Here is a 22,720-nt window from a genome sequence, read left to right as displayed (position 1 = left end):
TAAACGTATAAACCTTTTAACGTATAAACTTTATATAAAATGCCATTTTATCATAAATTAGGGAAAATCCCTCCAAAAAGACATACACAATTTAAAAAACCTGACGGCTCTTTTTATTACGAGCAGTTGTTTGGTACTATAGGTTTTGATGGGATGTCTACCAATAGTTATCATGAGCAACGTCCAACACAAGTCAAAGAAATTAAAAAACAGTACAGTGTTGCCCCAAAAGTTGCCAAGGCCAATAATATACAATCTTATCGTTTTCATGGATTTAAAGTAAAACCAGAAAACGATTATTTAGATAGTAGAAAGATTGTTTTAACAAATAGTGATTGTAACATCATTTTGGCAGCACCAAAACAATCAACCCAAGATTATTTTTATAAAAATACAGATGCTGATGAATTGATTTTTATCCACAAAGGCACGGGAAAATTGAGAACTCATCTTGGGAATTTAGATTTTAAATATGGAGATTATCTTTTAGTGCCAAGAGGTATAATCTACAAATTAGATTTTGACACAGAAGATAATCGCCTTTTTATAGTAGAATCTTACAGACCAATTTATACACCAAAACGCTATAGAAATTGGTTTGGTCAACTATTAGAGCATTCACCGTTTTGTGAGCGCGATTTACGTCAACCGCAAGAATTGGAGACTTATAATGAGTCTGGTGAATTTTTAATAAAAATTAAAAAGCAAGACGAAATTATAGAAATGGTTTATGCCTCACATCCTTTTGATGTTGTGGGTTACGATGGTTATAATTACCCTTATGCATTTTCTATCCATGATTTTGAGCCCATAACAGGTCGTGTACACCAGCCACCACCAATACATCAAACTTTTGAGACTGATGCTTTTGTGGTGTGTAGTTTTGTGCCGCGTTTATACGATTACCATCCTTTAGCTGTGCCTGCGCCTTATAACCACAGTAACATAGATAGCGATGAGGTATTATATTATGTGGATGGCGACTTTATGAGTAGAAATGATATTGATGCAGGACATATTTCATTACATCCAGCAGGCATTCCTCATGGACCACATCCTGGAGCTATGGAGCGTAGTATAGGTAAGGTAAAAACTGATGAATTGGCTGTAATGGTAGATACTTTTAAGCCGTTAAAAGTTACCGAAGAAGCACTAAAAATAGCTGACGAAGACTACTATAAATCTTGGTTGGAGTAGATTGTCATTCCTGTGAAGACAGGAATCCACATGAATTAAATAAAATAAACAGGTTCCTGCCTTCGCAGGAATGACAAAAGATTAAAAAATGAGTAAAGAAATAAAATCCGTTGATTACGGCTTAGAAAAGATTTTTGAAGGAGCGCAAGATTTTCTTCCGCTTTTAGGTACAGATTATGTTGAATTTTATGTGGGTAATGCAAAGCAATCCGCTCACTTTTATAAAACGGCATTTGGGTTTCAGTCATATGCCTATAAAGGCTTAGAAACAGGAAGTAAGGACACGGTTTCTTATGTGCTAAAGCAAGACAAAATAAGGTTGGTTTTAACTACACCATTAAACTCTAGCAATCCAATAAACGAACATATTGTAAAACATGGTGATGGAGTTAAAGTGGTAGCGCTTTGGGTTGATGATGCACGCAAATCTTACGAAGAAACCACAAGTCGCGGTGCAAAATCATACATGGAGCCAACAGTGGAAACGGATGAATATGGTGAAGTGGTTAAAGCCGGAATTTATACCTACGGTGAAACTGTACACATGTTTGTAGAGCGTAAAAACTATAACGGTGTATTTATGCCAGGTTTCACAAAATGGGAATCTGATTATAATCCAGAACCGGTAGGTTTAAAATACATAGATCACATGGTTGGGAATGTAGGTTGGGGAGAAATGAATACTTGGGTAAAATGGTATGAAGATGTTATGGGATTTGTCAACTTTTTATCATTTGATGATAAGCAAATCCATACAGAATACTCAGCACTAATGAGTAAAGTTATGAGTAATGGTAATGGTAGAATAAAATTCCCAATTAATGAGCCAGCCGAAGGTAAAAAGCGTTCGCAAATTGAAGAATATTTAGATTTTTATGAAGGTCCAGGTGTGCAACATATTGCTGTAGCAACAGATGATATTATAAATACCGTTTCAGCATTACGAGCAAGAGGTGTTGAGTTTTTATCAATACCTCCAGAAGAATATTACAGAGCAGTACCAGGACGATTAGAAGAGTTTAGCCACGAACTGCGTGAAGATATAGAAACCTTAAAAGGATTAGGTATAATGATTGATGCCGACGAAGAAGGCTATTTGCTTCAAATTTTCACCAAACCAGTTGAAGATAGACCAACTTTATTCTTCGAAATCATTCAGCGAATGGGAGCAAGAGGTTTTGGAGCAGGTAATTTTAAAGCCTTATTTGAATCTATTGAAAGAGAACAAGCCAAACGAGGCACATTATAAAAATAAAGCGCGTTTAACTCCCTACTGATAAACGCGCTTATAAAAAACCAACTCTAAATTTCTACACATAAATAATATCCTTAGAATCTTATGTGTTTCAGTTGTTCTGTATTACTATCGCTAAATTTTAAAAATGTGAGCATTAATCGAAATTTTTTTAAAATCAGCTAATGTTTTGGGTTGTTTTTCAGGGTTTTAATACATTTGGAATAGTAATTGTATTTAAGATAATTGTAACATGAAAATTGAGTTACATTATTTAAATTTACAAACTTGAGATTATGAAATATTTATTTACCATATTAGTATTCCTTGTAGGATTAAAAGGTCCAAACGCAAATCAAGAATCGGCTTTTCAGGAAGGCGAGTGGTTTAAGTTTAAGATGAGTTATAGTGGCTTTCTTAAAGCTGGTAATGCAACTTTATCACTTAAAGAATCAACGTTAAAAGGTAAGCCAGTATATCATGTTGTCGGCAAAGGTTGGACAACAGGTGCAATTAAATGGTTCTTTAAAGTGGAAGACCGCTACGAAAGCTATTTTGATAAAGAAACAGGGGCTCCTTATAAATTTATAAGAAAAATTGACGAAGGTGGCCATACTAAGGATATAGAAATAGATTTCGACCATAGTGAACGAAAGGCTATAGTGAAGGACAAAAAGAAAAAGAAAGTAGATACCTTCACTACAGCACAAGATGTTCAGGATATGGTATCTATGTACTATTATTTAAGAAATAATATTGATATTCCGTCTTTAAAACAAGGAGATGAAATAATGACCAATATGTTTTTTGATGAAGAAAATTATGGTTTTAAATTAAAATATTTAGGTAGAGAAACCGTTGAGCTTGATATCAACGGAACCGAAGTAAAAGTAAATTCCTTAAAATTCAGACCTTATGTAATGGCTGGACGTGTGTTTAAGGAAGAAGAAAGTTTAACACTTTGGGTAAGTGATGATAAAAATAAAATACCATTAAAAATTAAAGCAGATTTAGCTGTAGGCTCACTTAGAGCAGATTTAGTAGCTTTTAAAGGGCTTAAACATTCTTTTAAAACCTTTCATTAAAATTTATGCCAGACCAACCTAACTACGACGACATTATAAAAGCACTTCAGGAGAAGTACACAAAAATAGACCAAGATACAGACGACCATTTATTCGGCTTGCTTTATAGCAAGCCGATTACGTATTGGGATTATATACAAACAGATGCGTTGTTAAACCTTCAGATTCAACGAACTACGTTGCCAGATGAGATGGTGTTTATTGCCTATCATCAAATCAATGAACTTATTTTTAAGATGATTCTTTGGGAAATTTCTCAAGTAGCGGAAAAAAAGGATTTGGACGTGGTTTTCTTTGAAAATAAAATTATGCGCATCAGTCGCTACTTTGATATGTTGACAACCTCTTTCAATATAATGAGAGAAGGTATGGAGGTAGAACAATATATGAAATTCCGTTATACACTAACACCTGCAAGCGGATTTCAAAGCGCACAGTACCGTTTAATAGAGTTTGCATCAACAGAATTAATTAATCTCATAGATTACAGATTTAGAAAAGACATAGATAGAAATACTCCATACACTCATGCTTTTGAGCATTTGTATTGGCAAGCGGCAGGAAAAGATCATAAAACTGGAAAAAAATCCACACTTTTGGTTAATTTTGAAAAACGTTATAAAGATGAGTTTTTAAGGTTTATGGAAACGTATAACACTAAAAACCTTTGGACACGTTTTAAGGAATTACCACTTGAAGATCAAAAGGACGAAGACTTAGTGAAAGCCATGCGTCATTTCGATTATACAGTAAACGTTACTTGGGTAATGGCACACTATAATGCCGCTAAACATTATATTGAAAGTGGTATAGGTGATGGTGAAGCTACAGGTGGTAGCGATTGGAAAAAGTATATGCATCCTAAATATCAGAGACGTATTTTCTTCCCAGATTTATGGTCTGAAGAAGAATTAGAAAATTGGGGAAATAATTTATAATTAGCATCATTAATGCATTTAAAACGATTAATAGCAATAACCGTAATTATAGCATGTTTTTGGGCATGCAAAGACGATAATTCAGCAGCTGAAGCTTATAAAAAAGAAATAGCAGAAACAGTAGAAGAGGAAAAAATTCTAGAATTTGGCTTTGATCTTAGTCATTTCGAATTTAAAAGAGACACTGTAAAAAAAGGGGATACATTTGGGATTATTTTAGAGCGAAATAACATTGGTTACCCTGAAATCTATCAAATAGCAGAAAAAGCAAAAGATACGTTTGATATTGCAACAAAACTTCAAGTAGGTAAGCCATACACACTATTATTTTCTAAGCAGAATGTTAACGATAGTATTCAAAAGCCTACCACATTTATCTATCAAAAAACTTTAGAAGATTATGTGGTTATCGATTTTAAAGATTCAATACAAGCATACACAAGGACAAAACCAATAACCTACGTTGAAAAAACAGCAACAGGTATAATAACAAATAATATTTCCGAAACATTAGAAGAAAAAGGATTAAGCCAAATGCTAGCCTTTAAAATGGCAGATGACATATATGCTTGGACTATTGATTTTAGGCGTCTTCAACCAGGTGATCGGTTTAAAGTTATTTACACTGACAAATACATAAGTGATAGTATTTACGCAGGAGTACATAATGTAAAAGCCGCTTATTTTGAGCATAATGGCGATTCGCTATATGCATTTCAGTTTAAAACAGATTCTATTAAGAATATTGTAGATTATTTTAATGAAGATGCAAAAAACCTAAGAAGAGCATTTTTAAAAATGCCTGTTAAATTTGGAAGGTTATCATCTAGATATAACCTTAAAAGAAGAATTGCATATTACGGCTATAAAGTAAGACCTCATAAAGGAACCGATTTTGCTGCACCTATCGGCACACCAATTATGGCAACCGCTAATGGAACCGTTATAGAATCTACAAGAAGAGGCGGAAATGGCAAGTATGTAAAAATTAGGCATAACGATACCTACACCACACAGTATTTACACATGAAAGCCCAAAATGTAAAAAAAGGACAATTTGTAAAGCAAGGTGATATAATTGGTTGGGTTGGTATGACAGGTAATTCAGGCGGTCCACACGTTTGCTATCGTTTTTGGAAAAACGGAAAACAAGTTGACCCTTTTAAGCAAAAATTGCCTGAAGCTAAGCCTATATCAGATAGTCTTAAAGTAAAATATTTAGAGTATATAAAGCCAATTAAGCAAAGACTCGACAATATATTTTTCTTAGAAGCCGAACCTAAAGAAGTAGAAAATACAATAACTGAAGATCAAATTACAGACATACAATAATGGCATTAAAATCAACAAACCCAACTAAAACTGAATCCTGGAAAAAATTACAAGCGCATTTTGAAACTTTAAAGCCAAAACATTTAAAAGAACTTTTTAAAGACAGTGAGAGTAGAGCGAATGATTTAACCGTAAAATGGGAAGATTTTTATGTTGATTTTTCAAAAAACAGAGTTACTCCAGAAACTATAGATTTACTCATAGAATTAGCTAATGAAGTTGATTTAAAAGATGCTATTTCAAAATATTTTAAAGGAGATATTATTAATGCTACAGAAGGTAGAGCAGTTTTACACACAGCTTTAAGAGCTCCTAAAAATGCTGAGGTTTTTGTAGAAGGTGTAAATGTTATTCCAGAAGTACATGAGGTAAAGCAAAAAATTGAAGACTTTACAAATTCAGTAGTAAACGGAGTTCATAAGGGTTTTACTGGTAAAGCCATAACTGATGTAGTAAATATTGGTATTGGAGGCTCGGATCTTGGGCCAGCTATGGTTGTGGATTCACTTCAGTTTTATAAAAACCATTTGAATACACATTTTGTAAGTAATGTAGATGGAGATCATTATCAAGAGGTTATTAAGAGCTTAAATCCAGAAACAACACTATTTGTCATCGTATCTAAAACATTTACGACGCAAGAGACCTTATCTAATGCCAATTCTATAAGAACATGGTTCTTACAATCACTTCCTCAAGAAGCAGTTTCAAAACATTTCGTGGCAGTTTCAACAAACATAGAGAGCGTTAAGGCATTTGGTATTGATGAGGGTAATATTTTTCCAATGAAAGACTGGGTAGGTGGTCGTTTTTCATTATGGAGTGCTGTTGGTTTATCAATTAGTTTAGCTGTTGGCTATGAGAATTTTGATAGCTTACTAGAAGGTGCTAACAAGATGGATGAGCATTTTAAGACCGCTGATTTTGAAACCAACATCCCAGTATTATCTGCATTATTAACCATTTGGTATAACAATTTTTTTAATGCCGAAAGTGAAGCCATAATTCCGTACACACAGTACCTTAATCAGTTTGCTACATATCTTCAGCAAGGTATAATGGAAAGTAATGGAAAAAGTGTGGATAGAAATGGAAATCCTGTTGATTATCAAACCGGAACCATTATTTGGGGAGAGCCAGGAACTAATTCGCAACATGCCTTTTTTCAGTTAATTCACCAAGGAACTAAATTGATTCCAGCAGATTTTATTGGTTTTGTAGAGTCGCTTTATGGTAATAAAGACCATCACAATAAGCTAATGTCTAATTACTTTGCTCAGACAGAAGCCTTGATGAATGGAAAAACTGAAGCCGAAGTACTTTCAGAGTTAAAAGTTCAATCACTTTCAGAATTTGAAATAAGTAAACTTCTTCCGTTCAAAATATTTGAAGGCAACAAGCCTACGACTTCTATTTTAATTCAGAAGCTAACACCAGAAAGCTTAGGAAAACTTATAGCTATGTACGAGCATAAAATTTTTGTGCAAGGCATTATCTGGAATATTTATAGCTACGACCAATTTGGTGTAGAATTAGGTAAACAATTGGCAAAATCTATCCTTAAAGAGCTTAACACGGATGCAATTTCTTCAAACCACGATGCATCGACGCAAAGCTTAGTATCTTATTTTAAGAATAAACGTTAAAAAGTGTTAAAAAGTTTTTGAGAAATTAATTATGCACGCATAAAACTTAACGATTCTATAATTAACTTCAACGTGCGCAATTATTAACATTCAGTTAATATAGCAACTAGAGATTTGCGTAATTTAGCGCCGAATAAAAAACCAATTAACTTAAATTTTATATGAAAAAATTTAATCAATTTTTATGTGTTGCTGTTTTGACCCTATTCTCAACAGTAATGTATGCACAAAGCACTATCAAAGGAAAAGTTCTTGATGGTGACATGAACTCACCACTTCCTGGTGCTAATGTAATAGTAAAAGGAACGACTAATGGTGTTACAACAGATTTTGATGGTAATTTCACATTAATTGCTCAATCAAATTCTGGTGAGATAGTAATTTCTTATGTTGGCTTTGCAACTAAGGTTATTAAATTTAATGGCGATATTGATTTAGGTTCAATTACTTTAGACCTAGATAATTCTTTAGAAGAAGTAGTAATTGTTGGTAGTGGTGTAATTGATTTAGCTGAAGGAAGAGAGACTCCTGTAGCGGTATCTACAATTAAAGGTAAAGACATTCAATTAAAAATAGCAGGTAATGCTGAATTTGGTGAGTCTTTCAAAAACACACCATCTGTATATGTTTCTAATCAAGCAGGAGGATTTGGAGATAGCCAAATATTCCTTAGAGGTTTTGATCAAGTTAACACAGCATATATGTTAAACGGACAGCCAATTAACGGTATGGAAGACGGTAAAATGTATTGGTCTAACTGGTCTGGAATGTCAGATGTTGCTAACGCTGTACAAGTACAAAGAGGTCTAGGATCTTCTAAACTTGCTATTTCTTCAGTTGGTGGTACTGTAAACATTATTTCTAGAACTACTGATAAAAGAAAAGGTGGTTTTGTAAGATTTACAGGTGGTAATGATAGCTATGTGAAAACTACAGCATCTTATAATACAGGTGTAAATGATAAAGGTTGGGCATTTTCTTTCCTTATAGATCACTGGCAAGCACATAGAAAGTATTCAATTGGTACTGCTGGTCAAGGACAAAATTATTTATTTTCAGTTGGTTACAAGCCAAATGAAAGAAATACATTCAATTTTTTAATTACTGGTGCTCCACAATGGCATGACCAAAACTTCTCTCAAGATTTAGAGTTTTACCAACTTTATGGTGAAAAAGCTAATAGTAACACTGGATTTTTAGATGGTGAGCGTTTCACAGAGAGACGTAACTATTATCATAAGCCAGTGGCTAACTTAAACTGGGATTTTAATATAAATGATAAATTAGATTTATCAACTGTATTATATGCGTCTTGGGGACGTGGTGGTGGAACTGGTAACGTAGGTAATGGAAGAGTTAGAGTTGGTGGTGATGGTCTTAATGCTAGAGAGATTGACTTTGATCAAATTGTTGAAAATAACATTGCTACTGCTACTACTATAGATGGTGGTCAGTATGGTACATTTGGTGACTCTTATTTAAGAAGATCTTCTGTAAACGCACATAACTGGTATGGGTTGTTATCTAACTTAAATATTGAAGCTAGTGAAAACCTTAATATTAATGTTGGTATAGATGGTAGAACATATAACGGTATTCACTTTAGACAATTAGAGAATACTTTAGGACTTGATGGTTATAATGATAATTTTAGAACAGATCGTCCAAGTGATTATGTAATAACAGAAACATTTGAAGCTAACCCATGGTCTGCTTTATTTGACTATGCTGATAACGACCAAAGATATGATTACAACTATGAAGAAGTAATCCAATATGTCGGAGGTTTTGGACAAGTTGAGTATTCTAATAGTAACTTCTCAGCATTTGCACAAGGTTCTGTATCTACTCAGTCTTACCAAAGAGAAGGATTCTTTACTGGTAGAGGTAATGGATTAGGTAAGTCAGAAAAAGTGACTAAAGGTGGGTATAACATTAAAGGTGGTGCTGCTTATAAATTTAATGATAACCACTCTGTATTTGCAAATGCAGGTTTTTATTCTCGTCAACCTTATTTAGATAACATCTTTGCTGATATTAGATATGATAATAGATTAGCTGAGCCAGATGTAGATAATGAAGAAATCACTGGTTTAGAAGGTGGTTACCGTTTTAAGAACGATGTATTAAGATTAAATATTGATGTTTACAGTACTGAATGGGGAAATAGGTTCTTATCTATAAATGGACCTGTGCAACCAGGAGGTGATGGACAGTTAGGTACTTCTGATGATGAATTTAGTACTTACAGAATGACAAATGTTACTCAAAAGCATAATGGTATTGAGTTTGATATGGAATACCGTCCATTAGGAGCAAGATGGTCTGTAAAAGGTTATGGTTCTTTAGGTAACTGGAAGTATGATGGTGAAACACCATACACCTTACAAAATGACGATACAGGTGATTTTATTACTACTGATGGTAATGTAAACTTAACTGACGTTAAAATTGGTAACGCACCACAAACTTCTTTTGGTTTAGGGTTTGTTGCTGATATCTGCGAAGGCTTATCATTTGATTTAGATTACAATATATATACAGACCTTTATGAGTTCGTTGATCCTGCGGATGTTGCGGATGAGGCATTAAATGGAGGTAAATATGAGTCAATAAGATTACCAGCTTATACTTTAGCAGATGCTGGTATAACTTATAGATTTACTTTAGGAAGCAATCCATTAACATTTAGAGCTAACGTTTATAATCTTTTTAACGAAGCTTATATCAACCAAAGAGATTCTTTCGGTTACTATTTAGGTATAGGTAGAACGTTTAATGCTAGCTTAAGATATAATTTCTAATAATTATTTCAAAGCATAAAAAAAGCAGCCAATCGGCTGCTTTTTTTATGAATTATAAATCAAAGTTCTATTCTTTCCAGCGCACACTTTCCATGATCCGTTTAATGTCCTTTTTTAAATATTCTGAGGCAGGATAAATGGAATCGTAATTAGGTTTTGCGTAGAAATATAAAGAGCCACTTAAAAAATGGTTTGTACTATCCGTAACATAAAATTGTGATTGTGATGCTGCATCACCACCAATTTCATATAACATACCATAAACTTTAGCTTCTTTATTTTCAAAATCCTTATAAGCGATTTCATCAGCTTTAATAGTGTGCTTTTGAGTTAAATTTTGAGCATCTCGCAATAAACTATCTAAATTATCTTTGCTAACCGTTTTGTAGGTAAGGTAAATGGTAGCTTTTAAACCAGGATATTTTACGTCTATACCTTTTGCGTTATTTGATACTTTTATTTTTGAGATGGGTTGAGCTAGTTTGTTTTTTTCAAATGTAAAGGGAAGCGAAGGATTCGCTTTTTCATACACCGCATCAGGATACTCTAATCTTAAATATCCTTTTGGCTTGGGCAATGGGTCATCACCACAACCTATAAAAAAAAGGCTTAATATTGGTATTACGATGCGCTTCATAAGTTGGGCTTAATTAAAGTTAACTTTATTTGCTTTATGCGTTTACGTTCTAAAGCTTCTATAGTAAAAACGTAATTTTTAAAATTTATTTTACTTCCAATCCTCGGAAAACCACCAGAGATTTCTAATACAAAGCCAGCAAGTGTTTCTGCTTCGCCTTTTCTGTTTTCAAAATCTTCAGATTCATCCTCAATGCCAACTATTTTATAGACATCCTTTAAAGGTGTTTTGCCTTCAAAACTGTAGTTATTGTCGTCTAGTTTGGTGTAAACCAAATCCTCGTCATCATACTCATCGCTAATATCACCTACAATTTCTTCTATAATATCTTCTAAGGAAACAAGACCAGAAGTACCACCATACTCGTCAACAACAACAGCAAGGTGTACTTTTTTAGCCTGAAACTCAACCATTAAATCATCTAACTTTTTGTTTTCTGGTACAAAAAAGGGTTCTCGCAAAAGGCTTGTCCAGTTAAATTTTTTCTTATTTAAGTGCGGTAACAAATCTTTTACATAGAGCACACCCTTTATGGCATCTATACTTTCTTTATATACAGGAATTCGAGAATATCCATTGTCAACTATTTCTTTTATCATAGTTTCAAAAGGAGTGTCTATATTCAAGGCAAATAAGTCCATTCTTGGACGCATTACTTGCTTGGTGTCTGTATTTCCAAAAGAGACAATGCCTTGTAATAATTTGTGTTCTTCTTGCGTAGTGTCTTCATGGTTGGTGAGCTCTAATGCTTGTGACAGTTGATCGACACTAAGATTAGAATGTTGCTTAGCAAATCTATCTTGAATTTTTAGCGTTACAAATCGCATTGGTAAGCTAATTGGCGAAATAAGTACATCTAAAACTTTTAATGGCCTTGCCATAAAGGACGAAAACTTAACACTGTTTCTACTGGCATAAATCTTTGGAATAATTTCACCAAATAACAAGATTAAAAAAGTAGCAGAAACCACTTCTAAGAGAAACCTTAAAAGCAGATTAGTGACATTACTAAATAGAGTTTCGCCTATAAAAGAGAACAATAGTACTATGGCTATATTTATAAAATTATTAGCTACTAAAATGGTAGCTAGTAATTTTTTTGGACGTTCTAATAATGTTGAAATAATTTCCATAGCAGGAGATTTGTTTTCAATTCCTTCATCAATGTTAGATTTGGTTAATGAAAACAAAGCCACTTCTGCTCCAGAAATTAAGGCAGAACAAACCAGAAGAATAATAAGTAATACAACGCTTACTATAAAAGAGGTGTTGGTAACTAATAAATTTGAAATTAAAACCGTGGGTTCTGGATCCAAGAGAAAATTAAATTAAATTATTTAGAATGGTAAATCATCATCTCCTTCAGCTGGTGGTACAACACTATTCTGACTTGGTTGTTCAGGTTGATGCATCTGCTGTGCATGAGCTTGTGGAGAACCTTGTTGCTGTTCATTCTTATTTGTTAAGAATGTAAAATCAGTACACTGTATTTCTGTTGAATAGCGCTCCATACCTTTATCATCTGTCCATTTTCTGGTTTTTATACGACCTTCAATATAGACTTTATCACCTTTACTCAGATATTTTTCACAAATTTCTGCAGCTTTATTTCTTACTACGATATTGTGCCATTCTGTATTAGAAACACGCTCGTTTGTTTGCTTATTGGTATAGGTTTCATTTGTTGCCAATGGAAAACGACCGACACAATTTTTGTCGTCGAAATAATGCATTTTTACTTCATCACCCAAATGCCCAATTAGCATTACTTTATTTAACGTTCCTGACATAATTAATCTGTTTTAGATTGCAAAGTTACTGTTTTTAAATAGTAACATTAAAATTAATAAAAAAATGTGATGTTTATAAATTCTTAAAATTGAAAGTATTAATAAAATCACTTATTAAAACAGGAGCAGGATATTTGTTTAGGCTTTTAATAGGAATAGCTTCTTTTAAAGGAGCGTTAATTTCAACAATCCAAAATTTGGTATGCAAATGTTGGTGAGAAAGTTTGTGGACTTTATCCGTTGTGTTGTATAATGCGTAATCAAATTCTAGGTTGTTTAAAAAGGTGTCTTTTAAGTTTAAAAGATAAAACTCATCTGCTTTTAAGCTTTTTTCGGATTCAATTAAAGGAAATTGGTATAGATTTCTCCAAATCCCTTTTTCAGTTCTTTTTTCGAATAAGATATTTTTATTGGTATCAATACAAACTAAAAAATTAAAGTATTTAGTTGAGACTTTGGTCTTTTTTAATTTCACAGGAAGCACATCAACCAAATTCTTTTGAAGTGCAACACAACTATCTTTTAATGGACAAATTGTACAATCTGGATTTTTTGGCTTGCATTGTTGTGCACCAAACTCCATAATGGCTTGGTTGAATGTAGCAGGTTGCTCCTTATCTATTAAGGAGGAGGCTAAAGCCTTAAACTCTTTTATTCCTATAGTTGAATTAATAGGAGTGTCAATACCAAAATAACGTGCTAATACACGATATACATTTCCATCTACTACAGCAGCAACTTCGTTAAAAGCTATAGAAGCTATGGCACTAGCTGTATAGTCACCAATACCTTTTAGCTTTATGAGCTCCTTATAATTATCAGGGAATATCCCATTTAAATTAAAAGCAATATGTTTTGCAGTAGTGTGTAGATTTCTGGCTCTAGAATAATAACCCAAGCCTTGCCAAAGTTTTAAAATGGCATGTTCAGAAGCATTTGCAAGGTCAAAAATAGTGGGATATTGCGTCACAAAAGCTTCATAATATGGTAACCCTTGCTTAACTTGAGTTTGCTGTAAAATTATTTCTGAAAGCCATATATAGTATGGATTGGTAGTTTTTCTCCAAGGTAATTCGCGCTTATGAATTGAATACCAATTAGTTACTTTGTTTGTAAAATCCATCAGGTTTTTTTATGATTTGGTAAAATTAAATCTTTATACCATTAAATTTTAATTAATTACGCTTGAAATATTGAAATTAAATTACATATATTTGCATCCCTTAGAATTTATAGTAACCCTAAAACTAATAACAATGACAAAAGCCGATTTAGTAGCTAAAATATCTGATAAGTTAGGTATAGAAAAAGGTGACGTACAAGCTACAGTAGAAACTTTTATGGAAGAAGTAAAATCATCACTAGAAAGTGGAGATAACGTATATTTAAGAGGTTTCGGAAGTTTCATTATTAAAACCAGAGCTGAGAAAACAGGTCGTAACATTTCAAAAAACACTACGATTAAAATACCAGCTCACAACATACCAGCTTTTAAGCCTGCTAAAGTATTTATAGAAGGTGTAAAGTCTAATGTTGAAGTAAACTAAAATATTAATTAAAAAGCATTATTTATTATGCCAAGTGGTAAAAAAAGAAAAAGACACAAGGTAGCGACGCATAAGCGTAAAAAACGTAGACGCGCTAATCGTCACAAAAAGAAATAAATTGTTAAAAGTAGTTTTACGACTACTTTTTTCAGTTTTAAAGAAACGTTCTTTGATATAAAATTTAAGCACATTTAATAGAGTGTACTTAAGTTTGCTGGATACTCCTGATGAATTATCAGGATTCCTGTGTCAAATAATTTAGTAAAATCCATCTATCTCAATGAAGAGTTAGATATAAATTAACATTATGAACAAAGAATTAATCGTAAGATCGAGTTCGGATATTGTTGATTTTGCCTTATTAAAAGATGGAAAACTTATTGAATTACATAAAGATGAAGAGGATAATAACTTTGCTGTAGGCGATATTTTTATTGCTAAAATCCGTAAAGTTATGCCTGGTTTAAATGCCGCGTTTGTTAACGTAGGCTATGAGAAAGATGGTTTTTTACACTATCATGATCTTGGACCAAAATTACCTTCACTTTTAAAATTCATTAAACGTGTAAGCACAGGAAAATTAAGAGATTATACACTCCAAAACTTTCCGTTTGAAAAAGATTTAGATAAGCATGGTACAATTGCCAATGCACTTAAATCTAATCAATCAATTTTAGTACAAGTAGTAAAGGAGCCAATTTCCACAAAAGGACCACGCATTAGCTCAGAATTGTCTATTGCTGGTAGATACATTGTCTTAGTTCCTTTTTCTAACCGTATTTCAATTTCTCAAAAAATTGAATCGCAAGAAGAAAAAGACCGACTAAAAAGACTCGTAAAAAGTATTACTCCTAAAGGATTTGGTGTTATTATTCGTACTGTAGCTGAAGGCAAAAAAGTTGCCGAGCTAGATAGTGATTTACAGAATTTGTTGGCTAGATGGACAGCAATGTGTAAAAAATTGTACAAAGCGCATCATCCTACCAAAGTATTAGGAGAAATGAACAAAGCATCCTCTATTTTAAGGGATATTTTTAATGATTCATTTTCTGGTATTGTAGTAGATGACGAAGAACTGTACATACAAGTAAAAGATTACGTGCAACAAATTGCACCGAAAAAAGAATCTATTGTAAAGTATTACAAAAACGGAGTTCCAATTTTTGAAAAATTTGGAATTGAACGCCAAATAAAAACATCGTTTGGTAAAACCGTTTCCATGGCTAGAGGAGCGTACTTGGTTATAGAACACACTGAAGCTATGCATGTTATAGATGTTAACAGTGGTAACCGTTCTAACAAAGAAAAGAGCCAAGAAGATACCGCTCTAGAAGTTAATATGATCTCTGCAGGAGAAATTGCACGCCAATTGCGTTTGCGCGATATGGGTGGCATTATTGTTATCGATTTTATCGACATGGGACGTGCAGAGAACAGAAAAAAACTTTACAACTATCTCAGAGATGAGATGAAAGATGACAAAGCAAAGCACAAAATATTGCCGCCGAGTAAGTTTGGTTTAGTGCAAATAACCAGACAACGCGTTAGGCCAGAGCGCAATATTAAAACAAAAGAAGAGAACCCTAACCTTGTAGGAGGAGACGAAATCGAAGCACCAATTAAAGTGGTGGAACGCATTAAGCAAGACCTAGAGCGGATTCTCAAAAAAGACTATAAAAAGATAACACTAAATGCACATCCTTTTATAGCTGCCTTTTTAACCAAAGGGTATCCATCAATACGTACTAAGTGGTTCTTAGAACACAAAAAATGGGTAAAAGTTTTGCCTAGAGATGCTTACACTTATCTTGAATATCATTTTTTTGACAAAGATGGTAACAAAATCAATTAATATCTATTAGAAAAGCCCAACTGAAATTTCAGTTGGGCTTTTTGTTTTTTATAACTATACAGTTTTAAGTCGCAGGATTAGGAATCTCTGCATGCACTTCGTTAATAGCTTTCATTACTTCCTCTGATAACGAGATATTAATACTATCAATATTTTCTTCTAACTGCTCTAAATTGGTTGCTCCAATAATATTGCTCGTTAAAAATGGTCTTTCATTAACAAATGCCAATGCCATTTGTGCCAACGTCATGCCATTAGCTTCAGCAATTTTTAGATAACGTTTTGTCGCTTCTGTAGCTTGTGCACTACTGTATCTAGAAAATCTTGGAAATAATTTTAGACGTGCATTATCTGCTGCTGTTCCTTTTATGTATTTACCAGACAACACACCAAATGCCATAGGAGAGTATGCTAATAAACCAATATTTTCACGATGTGCTACTTCGGCTAAATCACCTTCAAAAGGCCTGCACAATAATGAATAAGCATTTTGGATGGTAATCACTTTTGGTAAATTATTGTATTTAGCTTCTTCTAAATAACGCATCGTTCCCCAAGCACCTTCATTAGAAATACCAATTTGCCTTATTTTACCGGATTTAATAATCTCATTAAGATTGTGTAGAATCTCATTAAAATTATCTTCCCATTTATCATTTGGATTATGCTTGTAATCTCTGACGCCAAAAGTGTTAGTGTTACGCTCTGGCCAATGTATTTGATATAAATCAAGATAATCTGTCTTAAGACGTTTTAGGCTGTTTTCAACCGCTTCGTTAAGTGCAGTTTTACTAAAACCCGTAGTTCTAATATGTGCTGTATAGTCTCCAGGACCTGCAATTTTTGAAGCAAGAATAACTTTATCTCTGTTGCCAGTTTTAGTAAACCAATTTCCAATAATACGTTCGGTTTCTGCATAAGTTTCTGCTGTTGCTGGTACAGGATATAACTCAGCAACGTCAAAGAAATTAATGCCTTTGTCTAGAGCCATATCCATTTGTGCAAAACCTTCTTCTTGCGTATTCTGGTTGCCCCAAGTCATAGTACCAAGGCATATTTTACTAACTTTAATATTTGTGTTTGGTAGTGTAGTGTATTTCATGTTTACTTCCCGTGAAAACGGAAATATTTTAAATTAAACTTCAAAGGATAAAGATAAGAAGACCTCACAGGTTTTTAAAACCTATGAGGTCTAAATATATCGTCATTTAGAACAAAATGACATCATTTTATTGAATTGGAACTTAAATTCAACAGATTGCTTCGCCGCTAAAAGGCGTCTCGCAATGACAATTATATCTCATTCAACAACTTAGAAATCTCATCTAATTTTGGTGTTAATATCACTTCAATACGACGATTTTTGGCTTTGCCTTCTGCTGTGTCATTCGTAGCTATTGGTGCATATTCACCACGACCAGCTGCTGTTAAATTTTCAGGATTTATAGCGTCATTCTCTCTTAGGATGTTTACAATGGCAGTGGCACGTTTTGTAGATAAATCCCAGTTACCACTGAGTTGTGCGTTGCCTTTATATGGCACATTATCTGTATGTCCTTCAATTAAAATGGCAATTTCAGGATTGTCTGCCAAAACACTTCCTAGCTGTTGTACAGCCTTACGTCCCTCAGTACCAACAGACCAACTTCCAGATTGGAACAATAACTTGTTTTCCATAGAAATATATACTTTTCCATCACGTTGTTCTACGGTTAAGCCTTTGCCTTCAAAATTTGTTAAGGCTTTTGAAATGGCATCTTTTAAAGCGCGCATATTGGCATCCTTGGCAGCGATTACACTTTCTAGTTCCGCTACGCGTTGCGAACGACTTTCTAATTCTTTCTTTAGTTTTTCTAAGCGTTCATTTTCTGCAGCTAAGGCTTGTTCTTTGGCTTCCAGCTGTGCTAATAACTCTCTGTTTTTCTTTGAATTTTCAGCAATTGAAGCCGAACTGTTTTTTTCTAAAGCATCGTAGGAAGCCTTTAAGTTTTCGAGATTGGATTGCGCTGCAGCAAAATCACTTTGTAATTTATCACGTTCGGAAACAGCTTTGTCATAAGCTTGTTGCAATGCATCTAAATCATTAGATAATTTATTTTTATCAGTATTTAGGGATTCTACTTCATCTGTTAAGCTCCTATTCTCTTTTTTTAGATTGGCATACTTATTTTCAAGATCTGAGTAGATTTTCTTTGATACACACGAAGTCATTAGACTTAGTGCTAGTACCATTGGTAAAATTCGTTTTATCATTATTTATGATTTGTTTTTAATTTATATATCTAGTTCTAATAAAATAGGGCAATGATCACTATGTACCGCCTCAGTGAGTATAACGCTTCGTTTTATTTTTTCTTGTAACGGTTTGCTTACCATTGCATAATCCAATCGCCAACCCTTATTGTTTGCTCTAGAATTGGCTCTGTAACTCCACCATGAAAATTCTTGCTTTTCAGGATGTAGATGTCTGTAACTGTCAATAAAACCACTGTCAATAAAATTACCAAGCCATTCACGTTCTTCTGGTAGAAAACCTGATACTCCTTTCATTTTAGGGTTGTGAATATCTATTTCTTCATGGCAAATATTATAGTCTCCACAGACTACAAGATTTGGTTTTTCTTTTTGAAGTTCATTGAGGTATTCATGTATCATATTCATGTATTCAAACTTATGAGCTAGTCTGGCGTCGTTAGTACCAGATGGTAAATACATACTCATTATAGATACTCCATCGTAATCTACCCTAAGGTTTCTCCCTTCTAAATCCATAGATTCTATTCCTGTTCCAAACTCTATATGATTGGGTTGTGTTTTACATAAAATAGCAACACCACTATAGCCTTTTTTTTGAGCACTAAACCAATAGTTGTATTGGTAACCTGCTTCGGTGAACATATCTAAATCGAGTTGTTCTTCCATGGCTTTTATTTCTTGTAAACAAATGACATCTGGGTTAGTTGCTTTTAGCCAATCAATAAAACCTTTATTTAGGGCGGCTCTTATACCATTAACGTTATATGATGCTATTTTCATAATCTCATTTTCTGATGAACTGCTAAATTAAATAATACCCTACTTTTACACTATTATTTTAAGCCTGTTTTAACTTTAAAATATTTTAAGCTTTAGACAGTTATTATTCTACATGAAGCAGATACTACTTTTTCTACTGATTATGAGTTCTTTTTTTGGTATTGCCCAAGAGAATTCTAGTAATTATATGAAAAAGCGTATCACAGTAAAAGATTCTATAAATATAGATTCTGTTAGCATCAATCCATCACGATTTATAATAAAAACCAAAGATGGGAAAGCTATAGATTCAACATTATATACCGTCGATTATGTAAAGTCCATTTTAGTTTTTAAACAGCCAATTGAGATAGATACCATTGAAATAGAATACTTACGCTACCCCAAATTTTTAACCAAAGTTTACAGGCAATTAGATGATAATGTTATTGTTGACAGGTCAGACTCTGGTACAAAGGCATTATATAAGCTTGAAAACACCAATAAACGCTCCGCATTTACACCATTTGATGGTTTGACGACTTCTGGAAGTATTTCACGAGGTGTAACCATAGGAAACAATCAAAATTCGGTTTTAAATAGCGAATTAGATCTTCAGATTTCGGGTAAGTTAAGTGATAAAGTATCGCTTAGAGCCTCAATTCAAGATGCTAATATTCCATTACAAGAAAGTGGGTATTCACAACGATTAGATGAGTTTGACCAGGTGTTTATTGAACTTTTTAGTGACAATTGGAATATACGTGCAGGTGACATTGACCTCGTAAACACCAATAGTTACTTTGCTAATTTTTCTAAACGTGTACAAGGTTTATTGGTAAGTGCTAATCTTAGTGATAAAACTTCAGCTTTTGTTTCTGGAGCTTTGGTAAGAGGGCAGTTTACAACAACACAGTTTACAGCACAAGAAGGTAATCAAGGGCCTTATAAATTAAAAGGACCCAATAACGAATTGTTTGTGCTCATAGTGTCTGGTAGTGAAACGGTTTATGTTAATGGTGTGCCTTTAGAACGTGGAGAAAACAACGATTATATTATTGATTATAATGCAGGAGAAATTATTTTCAATTCCACATTCCCGATTACTTCAGAAATGCGAATCACCGTCGATTATCAATTTAGTGAGCGCAATTACTCACGATTTACATTGTTTGGTGGTAGTACTTATAAAACCGAAAAACTAAACCTTAATGTTGCTGTGTATTCAGAAAGTGATGCTAAAAATCAGCCGTTACAGCAAAATTTATCTACAGAACAAACACAGATTTTAGCTGATGCAGGTGACGATACCAGTTTAATGGTTGCGCCATCGGCAACACCAGAATCATATTCTGAAAACAGGATATTATACCGAAAAGAATTTGTGGGTACCGAAGAAGTATTTGTGTTTTCTCAAAATCCAGAAGATGAATTATTTAGTGTGAGGTTTACTTTGGTTGGTGCTAATCAAGGAAATTATGTATTGAGCAACGATAATGCTGTTAGTAATATTTTTGAATATGTTGCTCCAATTGGTGGTGTGCCTCAAGGAAATTATGAACCGATTACACAATTAGTAGCACCAGAACGTTTGCAAATTGCAATTTTGAACGGTCGTTATCAACCTACCAAAAAAACAGATGTATTTTTCGAATTGGCCGGTAGTAAAAACGATAATAACTTATTTTCTAGCTTAGATGATAATGATAATGATGGTTTTGCTGGTAAGTTAAGAGTGAACCAAAAAATTATTAAAACAGATAGTTTGTGGAATTTATCTGCTTTAGTTGATGCGGATTTTATTCAAAAGAATTTTAGAACCATTCAGCGACTTTATAGAGCAGAATTTAATCGCGATTGGAACTTAGACAACACCCAAAATAACCAAGGGAATATCAACTTTGGAAATCAGGTATTAATGACAACAGGTTTGCAACTGTCACATTCAAAAAAAGGTATTGCTAACTATAACTTTGAGTACCTTGATTATTCAGATAATTTTAAAGGTAATCGGCATAATATCACTGCTAATTTGCGTTTGGGTAACTTTAGCATTTTTTCAAATTCTAGTTTTTTAAATAGTGAAAGTACCATAAACCGTTCTACTTTTTTAAGGTCTTTTAACCGAGTGGTATATGGTAATAACAACAAATGGGCTGGAGTAAAATTTGCCACTGAAGACAATGAGCAAACCGTTATTACAACAGATTCCTTAACACCTTTGAGCCAAAAGTTTAAAGCCTATGAAGCTTTTGTAGGTGTTGGTGATAGTACTAAGGTTTTTGCGGAAGTGGGCTACATTAAACGTTTCAATGACAGTTTGAGAAATAATAATCTGGAACGCGTTAATAGTTCAAACACCTATTATTTAAAATCGCGATTAATTCAGAATAATAACACTAACCTGCAATTATTTGTAAATTATAGAGATTTAAAAGCAGAAGATGACACGACTGAAGATGAACAAAGTTTAAATAGCCGTTTAAATTTTAATCAGAAATTATTAAATAATCTTATTGTCTGGAATACGAATTTTGAAACCAATTCAGGTACTTTAGCGCAACAAGATTTTACTTATGTTGAGGTAGAAGCAGGGCAAGGAGCTTATACATGGATAGATTATAATGAAAATGGCATACAAGAACTAAATGAGTTTGAAATCGCTCAATTTGCAGACCAAGGTAATTATATTAGGGTATTATTACCGAATCAAATTTTTGTAAGAACACACCAAAACCGACTGAGCCAAACCTTAACGATAAACCCAATTCAATGGAGTAAGTCCGAGGATAAGACAAAGAAGTTCTTTTCGCATTTTTATAACCAGACCTCTTATTTAATTGATAGAAAAGTGAGACGCGAAGGGAATAACTTTAATCTCAATCCATTTAAGGATGATGAAGAAAATCAACTTGCAATGAATAATAGCGTAAGAAATGTATTTTTTTATAATAAAGGAAAGCAACGTTATACAACATCATACACGTTCTTAACTAACACAAGCCGAAATCTACTATCTATAGGTTTCCAAGAAAATATTTTAACCAACCATCAGTTAAACTTCAATCATAAATTCGCAACAAACTGGTTGGCTAATGCTTTAGCCAGTTTTGGAAAGGATGAAAGTATTAGTGAGAACTTTGCCAACAGAAACTATATAATTGATGAGGAGCGTTTTCAACCAAAGTTATCCTATTTATTCAGTGAAAATGCTCAGTTTGATGTGTTTTATCAATACACTTCTAAAAAAAACACTATCGCCAGTTTAGAGTCTCTGGCCCAAAACAATTACGGCATATCATTTACATATAACAATGCTCAAAAAATTGCATTGACAGGAGAGTTTAACTTTTTTCAAAATGAATTTGAAGGCAACCCTAACACACCAGTAGCATACCAAATGTTAGAAGGCTTGCAGCCAGGAAAAAACTATACATGGAGTTTGTTGGCGCAAAAGAAACTAACCAAGTTCTTAGACCTAAACCTCAATTATTTTGGAAGAAAAACAGAAACGTCCAAAACGATCCATACAGGAACCATTCAGCTAAAGGCTTATTTTTAAAAATAAAGTAAATTCTTACGCAACCATTCATTTAATTTGTCATCTAAGAGGTATAATTATTGTGTCAGTTAAAACTTTAAT

At 33.4% G+C, this 22,720-nt stretch carries 17 protein-coding genes; 10 read left to right on the top strand and 7 right to left on the bottom strand.

The window, feature by feature from the left end; genetic code table 11:
• Positions 1–39: 39 nt before the first annotated feature.
• The 7 genes from ACFFGA_RS01530 (at position 40) to ACFFGA_RS01500 (ending at position 10,236) form a co-directional block, all read left to right on the top strand.
• Positions 40–1,197, top strand: a complete 1,158-nt coding sequence (locus tag ACFFGA_RS01530; protein WP_386058652.1) for a homogentisate 1,2-dioxygenase — start codon at positions 40–42, stop codon at positions 1,195–1,197.
• 88 nt (positions 1,198–1,285) lie between these two features.
• Positions 1,286–2,446 (top strand): 4-hydroxyphenylpyruvate dioxygenase, encoded by a 1,161-nt coding sequence (gene hppD / locus ACFFGA_RS01525; RefSeq protein ID WP_386058649.1) that lies wholly within the window; start codon positions 1,286–1,288, stop codon positions 2,444–2,446.
• Between the two features lie 281 nt (positions 2,447–2,727).
• On the top strand, positions 2,728–3,516 hold the full coding sequence (locus ACFFGA_RS01520; RefSeq protein WP_386058646.1) for a DUF3108 domain-containing protein: 789 nt from the start codon (positions 2,728–2,730) through the stop codon (positions 3,514–3,516).
• A gap of 5 nt (positions 3,517–3,521) precedes the next feature.
• Entirely contained in the window at positions 3,522–4,454 is a 933-nt protein-coding gene (locus ACFFGA_RS01515; RefSeq protein ID WP_386058644.1) for a tryptophan 2,3-dioxygenase family protein, read from the top strand.
• A 12-nt stretch (positions 4,455–4,466) separates the two neighbouring features.
• Positions 4,467–5,786, top strand: a complete 1,320-nt coding sequence (locus ACFFGA_RS01510) for a M23 family metallopeptidase (RefSeq protein ID WP_386058641.1) — start codon at positions 4,467–4,469, stop codon at positions 5,784–5,786.
• Positions 5,786–7,432, top strand: a complete 1,647-nt coding sequence (gene pgi, locus ACFFGA_RS01505; RefSeq protein WP_386058638.1) for a glucose-6-phosphate isomerase — start codon at positions 5,786–5,788, stop codon at positions 7,430–7,432. The genes ACFFGA_RS01510 and pgi overlap by 1 nt, the downstream gene beginning before the upstream one ends.
• Positions 7,433–7,593: 161 nt before the next feature.
• The gene (locus tag ACFFGA_RS01500) at positions 7,594–10,236 is read left to right on the top strand and encodes a TonB-dependent receptor (RefSeq protein ID WP_386058635.1); all 2,643 of its coding nucleotides are present in this window, start codon (positions 7,594–7,596) and stop codon (positions 10,234–10,236) included.
• Between the two features lie 67 nt (positions 10,237–10,303).
• Here ACFFGA_RS01500 and gldD read toward each other — a convergent pair whose 3' ends face one another.
• The 4 genes from gldD to mutY all read right to left on the bottom strand — a co-directional run bounded on the left by gldD (position 10,304) and on the right by mutY (position 13,786).
• On the bottom strand, positions 10,304–10,873 hold the full coding sequence (gene gldD / locus ACFFGA_RS01495; protein WP_386058632.1) for a gliding motility lipoprotein GldD: 570 nt from the start codon (positions 10,871–10,873) through the stop codon (positions 10,304–10,306).
• A complete protein-coding gene (locus ACFFGA_RS01490; protein ID WP_386058629.1) occupies positions 10,870–12,189 on the bottom strand; it encodes a gliding motility-associated protein GldE in 1,320 nt (439 codons plus the stop codon). Before ACFFGA_RS01490 ends, gldD begins: the two co-directional genes overlap by 4 nt.
• Positions 12,190–12,210: 21 nt before the next feature.
• The gene (locus tag ACFFGA_RS01485; RefSeq protein ID WP_386058626.1) at positions 12,211–12,663 is read right to left on the bottom strand and encodes a single-stranded DNA-binding protein; all 453 of its coding nucleotides are present in this window, start codon (positions 12,661–12,663) and stop codon (positions 12,211–12,213) included.
• A gap of 73 nt (positions 12,664–12,736) precedes the next feature.
• Positions 12,737–13,786, bottom strand: coding sequence for an A/G-specific adenine glycosylase (gene mutY / locus ACFFGA_RS01480; RefSeq protein ID WP_386058623.1), 1,050 nt, complete (start codon positions 13,784–13,786; stop codon positions 12,737–12,739).
• A gap of 133 nt (positions 13,787–13,919) precedes the next feature.
• On the opposite strand from mutY, the gene ACFFGA_RS01475 reads away from it, so the two are divergent.
• Together ACFFGA_RS01475 and ACFFGA_RS01470 are read left to right on the top strand one after the other, a co-directional pair.
• The gene (locus tag ACFFGA_RS01475; protein ID WP_386058621.1) at positions 13,920–14,210 is read left to right on the top strand and encodes an HU family DNA-binding protein; all 291 of its coding nucleotides are present in this window, start codon (positions 13,920–13,922) and stop codon (positions 14,208–14,210) included.
• 307 nt (positions 14,211–14,517) lie between these two features.
• The gene (locus ACFFGA_RS01470; RefSeq protein WP_386058619.1) at positions 14,518–16,062 is read left to right on the top strand and encodes an Rne/Rng family ribonuclease; all 1,545 of its coding nucleotides are present in this window, start codon (positions 14,518–14,520) and stop codon (positions 16,060–16,062) included.
• Positions 16,063–16,126: 64 nt separating this feature from the next.
• Here the strand turns inward: ACFFGA_RS01470 and ACFFGA_RS01465 are convergent, their stop codons facing one another.
• The 3 genes from ACFFGA_RS01465 to ACFFGA_RS01455 form a co-directional block, all read right to left on the bottom strand.
• Positions 16,127–17,164 (bottom strand): aldo/keto reductase, encoded by a 1,038-nt coding sequence (locus tag ACFFGA_RS01465; protein ID WP_386058616.1) that lies wholly within the window; start codon positions 17,162–17,164, stop codon positions 16,127–16,129.
• Positions 17,165–17,355: 191 nt separating this feature from the next.
• A complete protein-coding gene (locus tag ACFFGA_RS01460) occupies positions 17,356–18,315 on the bottom strand; it encodes an OmpA family protein (RefSeq protein WP_386058614.1) in 960 nt (319 codons plus the stop codon).
• A 21-nt stretch (positions 18,316–18,336) separates the two neighbouring features.
• Complete coding sequence (locus ACFFGA_RS01455) at positions 18,337–19,098, bottom strand: exodeoxyribonuclease III (RefSeq protein ID WP_386058610.1); 762 nt, start codon at positions 19,096–19,098, stop codon at positions 18,337–18,339.
• Positions 19,099–19,210: 112 nt separating this feature from the next.
• Here ACFFGA_RS01455 and ACFFGA_RS01450 point away from each other — a divergent pair, with 112 nt between their 5' ends.
• A complete protein-coding gene (locus ACFFGA_RS01450; protein ID WP_386058607.1) occupies positions 19,211–22,639 on the top strand; it encodes a DUF8818 domain-containing protein in 3,429 nt (1,142 codons plus the stop codon).
• Positions 22,640–22,720: the final 81 nt, after the last annotated feature.

The sequence above is a fragment of the Winogradskyella pulchriflava genome (genome assembly GCF_042434315.1).
Classification (GTDB): Bacteria; Bacteroidota; Bacteroidia; order Flavobacteriales; family Flavobacteriaceae; genus Winogradskyella; species Winogradskyella pulchriflava.
The sequence above is the reverse complement of the archived record's forward strand: the minus strand, read 5'-3'. Positions and strand labels throughout refer to the sequence as shown.

What these genes read in the sequence shown, in the direction of transcription:
- ACFFGA_RS01485 (WP_386058626.1), bottom strand. Translation starts at nt 12,663, where the DNA reads ATGTCAGGAACGTTAAATAAAGTAATGCTAATTGGGCATTTGGGTGAT.
- ACFFGA_RS01470 (WP_386058619.1), top strand. Translation starts at nt 14,518, where the DNA reads ATGAACAAAGAATTAATCGTAAGATCGAGTTCGGATATTGTTGATTTT.
- ACFFGA_RS01530 (WP_386058652.1), top strand. Translation starts at nt 40, where the DNA reads ATGCCATTTTATCATAAATTAGGGAAAATCCCTCCAAAAAGACATACA.
- ACFFGA_RS01450 (WP_386058607.1), top strand. Translation starts at nt 19,211, where the DNA reads ATGAAGCAGATACTACTTTTTCTACTGATTATGAGTTCTTTTTTTGGT.
- ACFFGA_RS01520 (WP_386058646.1), top strand. Translation starts at nt 2,728, where the DNA reads ATGAAATATTTATTTACCATATTAGTATTCCTTGTAGGATTAAAAGGT.
- mutY (WP_386058623.1), bottom strand. Translation starts at nt 13,786, where the DNA reads ATGGATTTTACAAACAAAGTAACTAATTGGTATTCAATTCATAAGCGC.
- pgi (WP_386058638.1), top strand. Translation starts at nt 5,786, where the DNA reads ATGGCATTAAAATCAACAAACCCAACTAAAACTGAATCCTGGAAAAAA.
- ACFFGA_RS01475 (WP_386058621.1), top strand. Translation starts at nt 13,920, where the DNA reads ATGACAAAAGCCGATTTAGTAGCTAAAATATCTGATAAGTTAGGTATA.
- gldD (WP_386058632.1), bottom strand. Translation starts at nt 10,873, where the DNA reads ATGAAGCGCATCGTAATACCAATATTAAGCCTTTTTTTTATAGGTTGT.
- ACFFGA_RS01515 (WP_386058644.1), top strand. Translation starts at nt 3,522, where the DNA reads ATGCCAGACCAACCTAACTACGACGACATTATAAAAGCACTTCAGGAG.
- ACFFGA_RS01455 (WP_386058610.1), bottom strand. Translation starts at nt 19,098, where the DNA reads ATGAAAATAGCATCATATAACGTTAATGGTATAAGAGCCGCCCTAAAT.
- ACFFGA_RS01510 (WP_386058641.1), top strand. Translation starts at nt 4,467, where the DNA reads ATGCATTTAAAACGATTAATAGCAATAACCGTAATTATAGCATGTTTT.
- ACFFGA_RS01460 (WP_386058614.1), bottom strand. Translation starts at nt 18,315, where the DNA reads ATGATAAAACGAATTTTACCAATGGTACTAGCACTAAGTCTAATGACT.
- ACFFGA_RS01500 (WP_386058635.1), top strand. Translation starts at nt 7,594, where the DNA reads ATGAAAAAATTTAATCAATTTTTATGTGTTGCTGTTTTGACCCTATTC.
- ACFFGA_RS01465 (WP_386058616.1), bottom strand. Translation starts at nt 17,164, where the DNA reads ATGAAATACACTACACTACCAAACACAAATATTAAAGTTAGTAAAATA.
- hppD (WP_386058649.1), top strand. Translation starts at nt 1,286, where the DNA reads ATGAGTAAAGAAATAAAATCCGTTGATTACGGCTTAGAAAAGATTTTT.